Genomic DNA, 13,452 nt, shown 5'->3' on the forward strand with positions numbered 1-13,452 from the left:
TGTTTTCTCCTGGGGCGTTGGGTTTGTGGCGGCTTAGATTGCGTCGGTATCGGTTTCGCCGGTACGGATGCGAATCGCCTGTTCCAGATTGACCACGAAGATCTTGCCGTCACCGATCTTGCCGGTGTTGGCGGCCTTGGTTATCGCCTCGATAACCCGGTCCAGATCCTTGTCGTCAATGGCGACATCGATCTTCACCTTAGGCAGAAAATCGACCACGTACTCCGCGCCGCGATACAGCTCGGTGTGACCCTTCTGCCGACCGAAGCCTTTGACCTCAGTAACGGTAATGCCCTGCACGCCGATCTCGGACAGCGACTCGCGCACGTCGTCCAGTTTGAACGGCTTGATGATGGCAGTGACTAGCTTCATGAAAACTCTCTCCCGAATTGGTGGACTTGCCCCAGGAAAACAAACCCGACTCAAGTCTAAGCGCAGTGCCTGGCTTTGTAACGCATCGTCGGCTTTACCTGCCCGTCCGACGCCAGCTAACCACTCCGCACGAAACTTCCCCCGTTCCGCTTGGCGCACTGCATTCGTCACAGCGACTGCATCAGTGCATGGGTCACCAGCGACTAAGCAGAAAGCTTGCCATCTATCCAAAAGCCATTGATTTCAAGCCCTTGGCCGCTAACGCAGGCCTCTCCAGCCGATTGACGTCACGGTTACGCACAACAACAGTGCGTGGCTGTCCACTCGCATGCGCGAAAAGCGTGCATCCCAGCCTTCGAGATTGACTATAGACACTGCGTGGTACACTGCCCGCCATTGTTGACAGGACATTTCCCATGCTCGCGCCCAAAGACTTCCTCGACGCCCTGAGCGGCACCGCCTCCCGCCTCTTCAGCGGCGACACCCCACTGCCGAAAAGCGAAATCGAAAGCCAGTTCAAGGCCCTGCTTCAGAGCGGCTTCAGCAAACTGGATCTGGTAAGCCGTGAAGAATTCGACTGCCAGATGGTCGTACTGGCCCGAACCCGCGCCCGCTTGGAGAGCCTTGAGGCGAAAGTGGCGGAGCTGGAAGCGAAGCTCAATCCACCCACCGAATAACCCCGCCGGTTCCCATGGCAATGGGATCTACTGTGGGGGCGAGCCTGCTCGCGATTAGAGTCACCACGGTGTTCCAGCCGCCCCGCGCTGGAACAACCACCCCGTAGGAGCTGCCGAAGGCTGCGATCTTTTGATCTTAAGCCCCGCGAACATCCCGGCAACTTCCTCCGCCGCCGTCCGCTCAATGCCTCTTGGTGGAAGCGTGCTTCGCGGGTGATGCAAGCACCCGAAGCTCAACCACGCTCGATTTCGGCCCTGCGCTGATCGTAGGTCGATTGCAGGTTTAGCCAGAGTTCGGGCGTGGTGTTCAGGTAAATGGAAAGCCTCTCGGCAAGATCAGGGCCTACATCGCTCTCCTGCATCACAAGGGCACTCACCTCATCTCCAACCTCATTCAACGAGCTAGCCAAACCAGCCGCCGTAATGCCCATTGGCTCAAGAAACTCCTTTTCAAGGATTTCGCCAGGATGAATCGGCCGCATTCCAGAATTGCTCATCTCCCCTCCTGAGGGCTTGATCAACTGTGATCATAAGCAGCCACCCCGATCCGACAAGAGCGTCCGAGCTCTTTCACCGAAGTCCTTCATCTATCCAGGCCCGGTCCTACAAAAAAACTAGCTCCTCAGTTGATTACGCCCAAATACCAGCCGCGACGTAACCTGTGTAGCAGCTGCCGAAGGCTGGTACAGATTGCGTTACGACTTAACTGACTGGAATCAGCTCGCCCAGCAACATCCTGCGAAAGTTTGGTTACTCCGCCACAACGCTAAATCATCTGCCCACGACTACCCTTCAAAAACCCGCAGGAAGCGGCCCCCGTCAGCTCAAGGAACGACCATGTCCCTATCCATCGTCCACAGCCGCGCCCAAGTCGGCGTGGATGCGCCCGCCGTCACCGTCGAAGTGCATCTGGCTAACGGCTTGCCGTCGCTGACCATGGTCGGGCTGCCCGAGGCGGCAGTGAAGGAAAGCAAGGACCGGGTGCGTAGCGCGATCATCAATTCGGGGCTGCAATTTCCAGCGCGGCGCATCACCTTGAATCTCGCTCCCGCCGATTTGCCGAAGGATGGCGGGCGGTTCGATCTGGCGATTGCCTTGGGGATTCTGTCGGCCAGCGTGCAGGTGCCGACGTTGACGCTGGATGACGTGGAGTGCCTGGGAGAGCTGGCGCTGTCGGGCGCGGTGCGTGCGGTTCGCGGGGTGTTGCCGGCGGCGCTGGCGGCGCGCAAGGCCGGGCGCACGCTGGTAGTCCCGCGAGCGAACGCTGAAGAAGCCTGCCTGGCGTCGGGGTTGAAGGTGATTGCGGTGGATCATCTGCTTCAAGCGGTCGCGCATTTCAATGGTCACACGCCCATCGAACCCTACGCTTCCAACGGTTTGCTCTACGCCAGCAAACCCTATCCCGACTTGAATGAAGTTCAGGGACAACTTGCGGCCAAGCGAGCCTTGCTGATTGCAGCGGCGGGGGCTCATAACCTGCTGTTCAGCGGTCCGCCGGGGACGGGGAAAACGTTGTTGGCGAGTCGTCTGCCGGGGTTGTTACCGCCATTGGCCGAGAGCGAAGCACTGGAAGTCGCGGCGATTCAATCGGTCGCCAGTTGTGTGCCGTTGAGTCATTGGCCGCAGCGCCCCTTCCGACAACCCCACCACTCCGCCTCAGGCCCGGCACTGGTGGGTGGCGGCTCGAAACCGCAACCCGGCGAAATCACCCTCGCCCACCATGGCGTGTTGTTCCTCGATGAGCTTCCAGAGTTTGATCGCAAGGTATTGGAGGTGTTGAGAGAGCCACTGGAATCCGGCCACATCGTGATTTCCCGTGCCAAGGACCGCGTACGCTTTCCGGCGCGCTTTCAACTGGTCGCAGCGATGAACCCCTGCCCCTGTGGATATCTTGGCGAGCCAAGTGGTCGTTGTTCCTGCACGCCGGACATGGTGCAGCGCTATCGCAACAAACTGTCGGGGCCGCTGCTGGACCGCATCGATCTGCACCTGACGGTTGCTCGTGAGGCCACGGCGTTGAATCCTGCGTTGAAACCCGGCGACGATACAGCCACCGCCGCCGAGTTGGTTGCTGATGCAAGAGAGCGGCAACACAAACGCCAGGGTTGCGCCAATGCCTTCCTCGACCTGCCAGGCCTACGCCGGCACTGTAAGTTATCCACAGCCGATGAAAACTGGCTGGAATCCGCCTGCGAGCGTTTAACGCTGTCGTTGCGAGCGGCCCATCGACTGCTCAAGGTCGCGCGCACGCTGGCGGACCTTGAGCAGGCTGACGGGATCAGACGCGAACACCTGGCCGAAGCGCTGCAATATCGGCCAACAACGCTCTAGTCCGTGTCACCCCTTGGTCAGATCAACCAACGGCGTCTGCCGCACCTCCGTCTCGCGCCCACCCTGAATCTCGCTCACCTGCTTCAACGCCTTATCCACAGCCGCTTTATCCGACAACAAGCTGTAGCTGATGCGGAACTGCTTCTGTTCCTTCGGCGCAATTGTCGGCACCAGGTTCAGTGGCCGCTGATACCGGCGGTTATAGGAAAAACTCGTCCCAGGCTCCAGCCCCGTGACGTAGCCCTGGCCTTGGGTATCGGTGTTTTTCCACAGGGAGAACACCGGCAGTGTTTGAGTGTTGAAACCGACCGAGACACCCAGGCTGCCGGCCTTGTTATGCAGCACGGTCAACGTATCGCCCTTGGCATCGGCATACGGCACCACGTTGTAAACCGTTTCGTCGTAGTCCTTGGTCGGTGCGCGGTAGGTTTGCCAGTCCGGCAGATCGCCCTTGGCTTTGTCGTTGAACGGCGAGACCTGCTTCACCGGCGCGGCGAAGCGGGCGCCCTGCTCCAGGAACGGTGTGCTGAAGTTGCTGTGATACAGCGCCTGGTATTCCTTCGGATAATCACCGTTGTTGGTCAGGGTGTCGTTGAGGGCGAACACGACGCTGCCGGGCTCGGTAACCAGTTCGGTCGCGACGGAGAAGTCGACTTTCTTGAATGCCTGCTCTTTCAGTTCACCGCGCAGGCTGATGGCGTATGGCGGTTTTTCATCAATGTGCAGGGTGACTTTGTTGGCCGGGATGTTGGCGGCGCGACCGTGCAGGGTCAGCAGCTCGCCATTGTCCATGCCGGGATGGCCGACCCATTCGTAGCCGCAGCGGGTGACCAGTTCATTGAAACCTTCCAGCCAACCCAGGCCACCGCGACCGTTGAGTTCGATGAAGGACGGGTTGACCACTTCCTTGACCGGCGAATCCCAGCCCATGCGCACATTGCCGACCGAAGCTTGCAGCACGTTCATACCGCGAGTCGGCACCACCGAGAGTTTCATCGCGCCGTTATCGATGTCGACAATGCTGACGCCCTCCTGCCGACCGCCATGCAAGGTGCGCAGGGTCACGGAGAAGGGTTTGTCGGTTTTCACGCCGAGTTGCTGGCTGGTGATCTGCCAGTTCTGGGCGGCTTTGTCGGTATCGAGCAGGACGTAATCCCAGGCCATGGCGTGGGAAGCAGCGGACAGTGCGCTGAGGGCAACGAAGAGTTTGAGCGGGGTCATGGCAGCAGCCTTTCTTGGAGTTGTGCCATTTTTATAAACTTGAAGAAACGTTTCAGCAAGCATAAAAATCGAGATCACGACGGCAAATGCCAAATGATCGTCGATACGGGGCTTGTGGATAACGCGCAGAATCGAGTTGATGCCATCGCGAGCCTGCTCGCGATGGCTGTTTCGGAGGTGCCTCAGCGGAACCGGTCAACCTCATGCCGCAAGTCCGCCGCGAGCTTCTCCAGCTCTTTGGCAGTCACCGCCAGGTTCGACACCACTTCCCGCTGCTCACTGTTCGCCAAGGCAATGCTTTGCAGGTTGCTGCTGAGCAAGGTCGCGGTGCTGCTTTGCTCCTGGGTCGCGGTGGTGATGGCGGCGAATTGCTGACCGGCCGAGCGACTTTGCTCATCGATTCGCGCCAGGGCTGAGGCGACGTTGGCGTTGCGCGACAAGCCTTCCTGCATCAGCACGTTACCCTGCTCCATGGTGCTGATCGCGTTGCCGGTTTCCTGCTGGATACTTTGGATCATCCCGGAAATTTCGTCAGTGGCCTGGCGAGTGCGTGAAGCCAGGTTGCGCACCTCATCGGCCACCACCGCAAACCCACGACCTTGTTCACCGGCACGGGCGGCTTCGATGGCAGCGTTGAGCGCCAGCAAATTGGTTTGCTCGGCGATCGCGGTGATCACCCCGACGATGCCGCCGATTTCCTGGGAGCGCTGACCCAAGGTGTTGATTACCGTCGCGGTGCTGTTCAGCGCACCGGCGATTTGCTCCAGGGATGAGGACGCTTCGTCCATCGACGTACGACCGATCTGGGTTTGCTGTGCGTTTTCCTGCGCCAGGCGCTGGGTGTTGCCCATGTTGTCGGCGATGTTCAGCGAGGTGGCGCTGAATTCTTCCACGGCGCCGGCCATGCTGGTGATTTCGCCGGACTGCTGCTCCATCCCTTCATAGGCACCGCCGGACAAGCCAGACAACGCCTGGGCGCGGCTGTTGACCTCTTCCGAGGCTCTACGAATGTGCTCGACCATGGTCGACAAGGCCTGGCTCATCTGGTTGAAAGCGCGGGCCAACTGACCGATTTCGTCGTTGCTCGACACGTTCAGGCGCACGCTCAAATCACCGGCCCCCAAGGCTTCGGCCTGACGCACCAGATCCCCCAGCGGCGCCAGTTTGCTGCGCAACAACCAGACCGCCGAACCCACCGCCAGCAACATCGCCAACAGGCTGCCGATGGCCAGACGAATGCCGACGCTCCAGGTCACCGCGCGGATTTCCGCTTTCGGCATGCTCGCCACCACCGACCATGGGCCGCCTTCGAACGGCACGGCAATGCTGTAGAAGTCTTGCGACTTGTCGCTCCAGAAATCGCCCTTGCCCGGTGTCTTGGCCAGACCGACGATGGCCGGTGCTGCCACGTCCAACGCTTGCACACCGGCGATCGGCACCAGCCATTTGTTCTGCTCATCGAGCAGCGCCAGGGAGCCGGTCTGGCCGATGCGGAAGCGCTTGAGGTTTTCGAACTGGGCGTTCTGGGCGTCGGTGTAATCGAATCCTACGAACAGCACGGCAATCACCTTACCGCCGCTGTCGCGTACGGGGGTGTACTGAGTCATGTAGGACCGTTCGAAGAGCAAGGCGCGACCGACGTAGCTCTGCCCGGCCATCAAGCGCGCATAAGCCGGGTGAGCGTGATCCAGCAATGTGCCGATGGCCCGGGTGCCGTCCTGTTTGCTCAGGGACGTGCTGACCCGGATGAAGTCTTCGCCACTGCGCACGAACAGCGTCGCAACGCCGGCAGTCATTTGCTTGAACTCATCCACTTCCTTGAAGTTGTTGTTCAACACTTCGCCACCCAGGTGCAGGCCCGGGGTCTGCACGCCCGCCACGGTCACCGGCTCATCCGGATGCACGCTCAAACCGGCGCTGAAGCGCTTCTCGAACAGGCCGCTGAGGCGCTGGGTACTCTCACGCAACGTGCCGTGGAACGTGCTCAGCTGATCGGCCAGCAGCCGCGCCTCGCTGGCTAGGTGCTCTTCGCGGGTGGCGAGGTTGGCGGCGTCCAGCGAGCGCAGGGCAAACACGGTGCTGCCGCTGATGACAATCGCCAGTATCACGGCAAGCGCAAGACCCAGCTGTGAGGCAATCCGAGCACGAGGTTGAGACATGACAGCTCCTGACCCAGTGGGCCGGATCATCCTGATCCCGTCGCACTCGGCTAAATTTCTGATAGAGGGGAAAACGTGGAGCCTGGTACGAAGGTTCCATCAGCAGATTTTCGGCGGCAAAGCCGAATACTTGAGTGATTAACGGGGATATGGCTCAAGGCCGCCATTGCAGCGGCTCCATCGATTCAACCCAGGCGTTCGACATCCGGTAATTCCATGGCCCGGACTTCGCCTTGCAGGAAATCGCTGAGCCGGCGCAAACGTTCACCTCCCGGGCGGGTTTTCGGCCAGACCAGGTAATAATTCTCACCACTGGCGACGGCCGTCGGCCACGGCAAACTCAGACGTCCCTGCGCGACATCCTCCGCCACCATCAGCAAATCACCCATGGACACGCCGTAGCCACGGGCGGCAGCGATCATGCCCAGCTCCAGCGTATCGAACACCTGCCCGCCCTTGAGCGAGACCTGATCGCTCAGGCCCATGCGCTCCAGCCAGTTGCGCCAGTCACGGCGGTCCGGCGTCGGGTGCAGCAGTTCGGTGCTGGCCAGGCGCGCAACGTCCCACGGTTGATCCTTCAGCAGATTCGGCGCGCCCACCGGAATCAACTCTTCGGGGAACAGCAAAGTCGTCTCCCAGTCCGGTGGAAAATGTCCGTTGCTGAGGATGACGGCGCAGTCGAAGGGTTCGTGGTTGAAGTCCACCGTATCGACGTCCATCCAGGCGCTGGTCAATTGCACCTCGTTCCCCGGTCGCAGGTGGCGAAAGCGACTGAGCCGCGCCAACAGCCAACGCATGGTCAGGGTCGACGGGGCTTTCATGCGCAGGATGTCGTCCTCGGCACGCAGGGTATTGCAGGCTCGTTCCAGGGCGGTGAAACCTTCGCGAATGCCCGGCAGGATCAGCCGCGCCGATTCGGTCAGTTGCAGGTTGCGCCCGCTGCGATGAAACAGCCGACAGGCGAAATGCTCTTCGAGCGTACGAATGTGCCGGCTGACCGCACTTTGCGTGATCGACAACTCTTCGGCGGCGCGGGTAAACGAACTATGCCGCGCCGCCGCTTCGAATGCTCGAAGGGCATACAAGGGAGGGAGACGACGAGACATTGGGAAACCTCCTATAGCGCGGTTGCCTCAACTTATCAGAAAGTCCCGAGCATGAGTTTTAATCATGCTACCCATCCTTTTTATCCCTTTGTGGAATCCCCGCAGAGCGCCGAGAATCGACGCTTCCTGTTCTCTCTGACAATCGAGCGTGATGATCATGCAGCATCCAGCGCGTATTGAACTCTGGGCCATCCTGCGGCTGGCGGGGCCGTTGATTGCCTCGCAGTTGGCGCACATGTTGATGGTCCTCACCGACACCTTGATGATGGCGCGCCTGAGTCCCGAGGCGCTGGCCGGCGGTGGTCTGGGCGCGGCGACGTATTCGTTCGTGTCGATCTTCTGCATCGGCGTGATCGCGGCGGTCGGCACCCTGGTGGCGATCCGTCAGGGCGCGGGCGACATCATTGGCGCAGCGCGGCTGACCCAGGCCGGTTTGTGGCTGGCCTGGTTGATGGCGCTGGTGGCGGGTCTGCTGCTGTGGAACCTCAAACCGGTGTTGCTGCTGTTCGGCCAGACCGCAACCAACGTCCAGGCCGCCGGCCAGTTTCTGTTGATCCTGCCGTTCGCCCTGCCCGGCTACCTGAGTTTCATGGCACTGCGCGGCTTCACCAGCGCCATCGGCCGGGCGACGCCGGTGATGGTCATCAGCCTCGGCGGCACCGTGGCCAACTTCCTGCTCAACTATGCGTTGATCACCGGCATGTTCGGCCTGCCGAAAATGGGCCTGATGGGCATCGGTCTGGTCACAGCGATCGTGGCTAACCTGATGGCGCTGGCGCTCGCGCTGCACATTCGTCGGCACCCGGCCTATGACGCTTATCCGTTGCGCCAGGGGCTGTCGCGGCCCAATCGTCAGTACTTGAAGGAGTTGTGGCGCCTGGGCCTGCCGATTGGCGGCACCTATGCGGTGGAAGTCGGCCTGTTTGCCTTCGCCGCGCTGTGCATGGGCACCATGGGCAGCACGCAACTGGCGGCGCACCAGATCGCCCTGCAAATCGTCTCGGTGGCGTTCATGGTGCCGGCGGGGCTTTCCTACGCGATCACCATGCGCATCGGCCAGCATTACGGCGCCGGGCAATTGCTGGATGCGCGGCTGGCCGGACGGGTCGGGATCGCCTTCGGGGCGGTGTCGATGCTGGGGTTTGCGATGGTCTTCTGGCTGCTGCCGAATCAGTTGATCGGCTTGTTCCTCGACCACAACGACCCAGCCTTTCGCCCGGTCATCGAACTGGCCGTGAGCTTGTTGGCGGTGGCGGCGTGGTTCGAGCTGTTCGACGGCACGCAAACCATTGCCATGGGCTGCATTCGCGGACTCAAGGATGCCAAGACCACGTTCCTGGTAGGTTTGGGCTGCTATTGGCTGATTGGTGCGCCGGCCGCCTGGTGGATGGCCTTCCATCTGAACTGGGGGCCGACGGGCGTCTGGTGGGGGTTGGCGCTGGGGCTGGCGTGTGCGGCGGTGAGCCTGACGCTGGCGTTTGAGTGGAAGATGACTCGAATGATTCGGCGCGAGCCATCGTCACAGCCGAGCTTCCAAATCACCCAGCCTGATTAAACCCTGCAGGAGCGAGGCTGTGTGGCGAGGGAGCTTGCTCCCTCGCCACAAAAGCATCCACCGTTGTTTGTGGTTAGCTTACGACTTCCAGTAAGGGCTGCTGACTACTGCCGAAGGTCAAATACTCAACCAACTCCGCCAACGGCAACGGCTTGCTGATCAGATACCCCTGCACCTGATCGCACCCAAACCCGCGCAACAAATCCAGCTGCTCCGGTGTTTCCACCCCTTCGGCAACCACTTCGAGGTTGAGGTTGTGCGCCAGGTTGATCATGGCGTGCACCAGCTTGCGATTCTCTTCCCGCTCTTCCATGCCGCCGACAAAGCTCTTGTCGACCTTCAACAAGGCGATCGGCAGGCTGTTCAGGTGCACGAACGATGAGAACCCGGTGCCGAAATCGTCCAGCGAAAAGCGCACACCGAGCCGTCCGAGGGCGTCCATGGTCTGCTTGACCAGGTCACTGCGACGCATCACCGCGGTTTCGGTCAGTTCGAATTCCAGCCATTGCGCCTCGACGCCACGCTCGGCAATCAACCGGCTCAGGGTCGACAGTAACTGGCTGTCCTGAAACTGCCGGAACGACAGGTTGATCGCCATGTGCAGCGCCGGCAGGCCCCGCTCACGCAACGCCTGCATGTCCCGCAGGGCTCGGGAAATCACCCAGTAACCCAGCGGCACGATCAAGCCGCTTTGCTCGGCCAGTGGCACGAATTCGCTGGGGGGCAGCAAACCGCGTTCGCCATGACGCCAGCGCACCAAGGCTTCGAGGCCGACGATCTGGCCGTCCGCAAGGTTCAGGCGTGGCTGGTAATGCAACTCCAGCTCATCGCGACGCAAGGCCCGGCGCAGCTCACTTTCAAGGTCGGCGATGCTGCGGGCATTGCGATTGATCCGCTCGTTGAAGATGTGAAAGGTACAGCCTTGAGTACTCTTGGCCTGCTGCATGGCGATGTGCGCATGCCACATCAGCGGGTCGGCGCCGGCCTGCGCCCGGGCGTGAGCAATGCCGAGACTGGAACCGATCAACAGGCTTTCGCCGTCGATCCAGTAGGGCTCGGACAGGGCTTCGGTAATCCGTTCGGCCATCCATTCAGCGCGCTGAGGGGCGCGGCGGGTGTCGATCAGCAGGGCGAATTCATCGCTACCCAGCCGCGCCAGTTGATCGCCGGCCTCCAGCTGGCTTTTCAGCCGCGAGACCACTTGCAGAATCAACCGGTCGCCTGCCTGATGGCCGAGGGCGTCGTTGGCGTGTCGAAAGTTGTCGAGGTCGAGGTGACCGAGGGCCAGGCCGCGGCCGTCGTTGTCCGCCAGACGCGCCGCCAGCAAGGTCTGGAAACCCTGACGGTTGGCGATGCCGGTCAGCGGATCCTGCTCGGCCAGGCGCTGCAAGGTGTTTTCCAGCACCCCACGCTCACGCACATGACGCAGACAGCGGCGCAACATGCCGGGATCCAGCAGATTACGCACCAGCCAGTCGCTCACACCGTCGGGCGGCGCCAGCGGCTCGTGTTCGAGCAGCAACACCGTCGGCAGGCTGCAACGGCCGGGTGCCGGCTGCAGAGCAGGAATCGTCAACAACACCGCGCTGCGGTTGTCATCGAACAGGTTGCTGACCGACTCCCAGCTCGGCGCGCTGAGCAGCACTGCCGAACTCCCCATTGGAGCCAGACACTCGCGCAACAACGCTGCCCACGCCGGCTCTTGGGCCAGTAGCAGCAAACGCAAGGGTTCGACAGGCGTAGACAAGCTAGCTCCCTAGACTCTGCAAAGATGTAGGCGGCGCGCATTATGCCGCTCGGGTAACCAATGACCCAATATCATCGGTTATCAAACACGACTTCGAGTCTTGAATACGTACATTAGACGCGAATTCATTGCGCATCCTGCGTGAAAGTATCAAAACCGGCAAATAGAGATCGCGTGTTGCGTCACAAGTCGGAGAGAGCAGCACAATTCTCTGAGCCTGTTAAAATGCCGGCCCATTTCGCTAACGACTCCCTGATTTCGTATGTCCCGACTCAATCCCCGGCAGCAAGAAGCCGTGAGCTACGTCGGCGGCCCTCTTTTGGTGCTCGCCGGCGCAGGCTCCGGCAAGACCAGCGTGATCACCCGCAAAATTGCGCATCTGATCCAGAGCTGCGGCATCCGCGCCCAGTACATCGTCGCCATGACCTTTACCAACAAGGCCGCGCGGGAGATGAAGGAACGGGTCGGCACGCTGCTCAAGGGCGGTGAAGGCCGCGGCCTGACGGTGTGCACCTTTCACAACCTGGGCCTGAACATCATCCGCAAGGAACATGTGCGGCTGGGCTATAAACCGGGCTTCTCGATCTTCGACGAGACCGACGTCAAAGCCCTGATGACCGACATCATGCAGAAGGAATACTCGGGCGACGACGGCGTCGACGAGATCAAGAACATGATCGGCGCCTGGAAAAACGACCTGATCCTGCCGCCCGAAGCCCTGGAAAACGCACGCAACCCCAAGGAGCAGACCGCCGCCATCGTCTATACCCACTACCAGCGCACACTCAAGGCGTTCAACGCGGTGGACTTCGACGACCTGATCCTGCTGCCGGTAAAACTGTTCCAGGAACACGACGACATCCTGGAAAAATGGCAGAACAAGGTCCGCTACCTGCTGGTGGACGAATACCAGGACACCAACGCCAGCCAGTATTTGCTGGTGAAACTGCTGATCGGCAAACGCAACCAGTTCACCGTGGTAGGCGACGACGACCAGTCGATCTACGCCTGGCGCGGCGCCCGCCCGGAAAACCTGATGCTGCTCAAGGACGATTACCCGTCCCTGAAAGTGGTGATGCTGGAGCAGAACTACCGCTCCACCAGCCGCATCCTGCGCTGCGCCAACGTGCTGATTTCGAACAACCCGCACGAATTCGAAAAGCAGCTGTGGAGTGAAATGGGTCACGGCGACGAGATCCGCGTGATCCGCTGCCGCAACGAAGACGCCGAAGCCGAGCGCGTGGCCGTGGAAATCCTCAGCCTGCACTTGCGCACCGACCGGCCCTACAGCGATTTCGCGATTCTGTATCGCGGCAACTACCAGGCCAAGCTGATCGAGCTGAAGCTGCAGCATCACCAGGTGCCTTACCGACTGTCCGGCGGCAACAGCTTTTTCGGACGCCAGGAAGTGAAGGACCTGATGGCCTACTTCCGCCTGATCGTGAACCCGGACGACGACAACGCCTTCCTGCGGGTGATCAACGTCCCACGCCGGGAGATCGGTTCGACCACACTGGAGAAGCTGGGCAACTACGCCACCGAGCGAAAAATCTCGATGTACGCCGCCACCGACGAAATCGGCCTGGGCGAACACCTGGACAGCCGCTTCACCGATCGCCTGTCGCGCTTCAAGCGCTTCATGGACAAGGTCCGCGAGCAGTGCGCCGGCGAAGACCCGATCTCCGCCCTGCGCAGCATGGTCATGGACATCGACTACGAGAACTGGCTGCGCACCAACAGCTCCAGTGACAAGGCCGCCGATTACCGCATGGGTAACGTCTGGTTCCTGATCGAGGCACTGAAGAACACGCTGGAGAAAGACGAAGACGGTGAGATGACCGTCGAAGACGCCATCGGCAAACTCGTGCTGCGCGACATGCTGGAGCGTCAGCAGGAAGAGGAAGATGGCGCCGAAGGGGTGCAGATGATGACCTTGCACGCCTCCAAGGGCCTGGAATTCCCTTACGTGTTCATCATGGGCATGGAAGAGGAAATCCTCCCGCACCGCTCCAGCATCGAAGCCGACACCATCGAAGAGGAACGCCGCCTGGCCTACGTCGGGATTACCCGAGCGCGTCAGACGCTGGCTTTCACCTTCGCCGCCAAGCGTAAGCAATACGGCGAGATCATCGACTGCGCGCCCAGCCGCTTCCTCGATGAACTGCCGCCGGACGACCTGGCCTGGGAAGGCAACGACGACACCCCGACCGAAGTCAAAGCCGTTCGTGGCAACAGCGCATTGGCAGATATACGCGCAATGCTAAAGCGCTAGAATTAGCCACAT

At 60.8% G+C, this 13,452-nt stretch carries 10 protein-coding genes; 4 read left to right on the forward strand and 6 right to left on the reverse strand.

Annotation, left to right across the window (positions count from 1 at the left end; all coding sequences use genetic code 11):
- Positions 1-33: 33 nt before the first annotated feature.
- Positions 34-372 (reverse strand): P-II family nitrogen regulator, encoded by a 339-nt coding sequence (glnK, locus tag F475_RS02005; protein WP_002555808.1) that lies wholly within the window; start codon positions 370-372, stop codon positions 34-36.
- A gap of 416 nt (positions 373-788) precedes the next feature.
- Here glnK and F475_RS02010 point away from each other — a divergent pair, with 416 nt between their 5' ends.
- Positions 789-1,049, forward strand: coding sequence for an accessory factor UbiK family protein (locus tag F475_RS02010; protein WP_111453036.1), 261 nt, complete (start codon positions 789-791; stop codon positions 1,047-1,049).
- Positions 1,050-1,282: 233 nt separating this feature from the next.
- On the opposite strand, the gene F475_RS02015 is transcribed toward F475_RS02010, so the two are convergent.
- Positions 1,283-1,546, reverse strand: a complete 264-nt coding sequence (locus F475_RS02015; RefSeq protein WP_018927527.1) for a HigA family addiction module antitoxin — start codon at positions 1,544-1,546, stop codon at positions 1,283-1,285.
- Between the two features lie 340 nt (positions 1,547-1,886).
- Between F475_RS02015 and F475_RS02020 the strand changes: the two genes are divergently transcribed.
- Positions 1,887-3,380 (forward strand): YifB family Mg chelatase-like AAA ATPase, encoded by a 1,494-nt coding sequence (locus tag F475_RS02020; RefSeq protein WP_111453037.1) that lies wholly within the window; start codon positions 1,887-1,889, stop codon positions 3,378-3,380.
- 6 nt (positions 3,381-3,386) lie between these two features.
- On the opposite strand, the gene F475_RS02025 is transcribed toward F475_RS02020, so the two are convergent.
- The 3 genes from F475_RS02025 to F475_RS02035 all read right to left on the reverse strand — a co-directional run bounded on the left by F475_RS02025 (position 3,387) and on the right by F475_RS02035 (position 7,866).
- On the reverse strand, positions 3,387-4,601 hold the full coding sequence (locus F475_RS02025) for an aldose 1-epimerase family protein (protein WP_111453038.1): 1,215 nt from the start codon (positions 4,599-4,601) through the stop codon (positions 3,387-3,389).
- A gap of 182 nt (positions 4,602-4,783) precedes the next feature.
- Positions 4,784-6,760: a methyl-accepting chemotaxis protein gene (locus tag F475_RS02030; RefSeq protein ID WP_018927516.1), complete on the reverse strand. Its 1,977-nt coding sequence runs from the start codon at positions 6,758-6,760 to the stop codon at positions 4,784-4,786.
- 185 nt (positions 6,761-6,945) lie between these two features.
- A complete protein-coding gene (locus tag F475_RS02035; RefSeq protein ID WP_019580487.1) occupies positions 6,946-7,866 on the reverse strand; it encodes a LysR substrate-binding domain-containing protein in 921 nt (306 codons plus the stop codon).
- A 157-nt stretch (positions 7,867-8,023) separates the two neighbouring features.
- Between F475_RS02035 and F475_RS02040 the strand changes: the two genes are divergently transcribed.
- Positions 8,024-9,421, forward strand: coding sequence for a NorM family multidrug efflux MATE transporter (locus F475_RS02040; protein WP_018927512.1), 1,398 nt, complete (start codon positions 8,024-8,026; stop codon positions 9,419-9,421).
- A gap of 73 nt (positions 9,422-9,494) precedes the next feature.
- Here the strand turns inward: F475_RS02040 and F475_RS02045 are convergent, their stop codons facing one another.
- Positions 9,495-11,168, reverse strand: a complete 1,674-nt coding sequence (locus F475_RS02045) for a bifunctional diguanylate cyclase/phosphodiesterase (protein ID WP_111453039.1) — start codon at positions 11,166-11,168, stop codon at positions 9,495-9,497.
- Positions 11,169-11,430: 262 nt separating this feature from the next.
- Here F475_RS02045 and rep point away from each other — a divergent pair, with 262 nt between their 5' ends.
- Positions 11,431-13,440, forward strand: a complete 2,010-nt coding sequence (gene rep, locus F475_RS02050; protein WP_018927510.1) for a DNA helicase Rep — start codon at positions 11,431-11,433, stop codon at positions 13,438-13,440.
- Positions 13,441-13,452 lie beyond the last annotated feature (12 nt).

This window comes from Pseudomonas sp. URMO17WK12:I6 (assembly GCF_003253625.1).
Taxonomy (GTDB): Bacteria; Pseudomonadota; Gammaproteobacteria; order Pseudomonadales; family Pseudomonadaceae; genus Aquipseudomonas.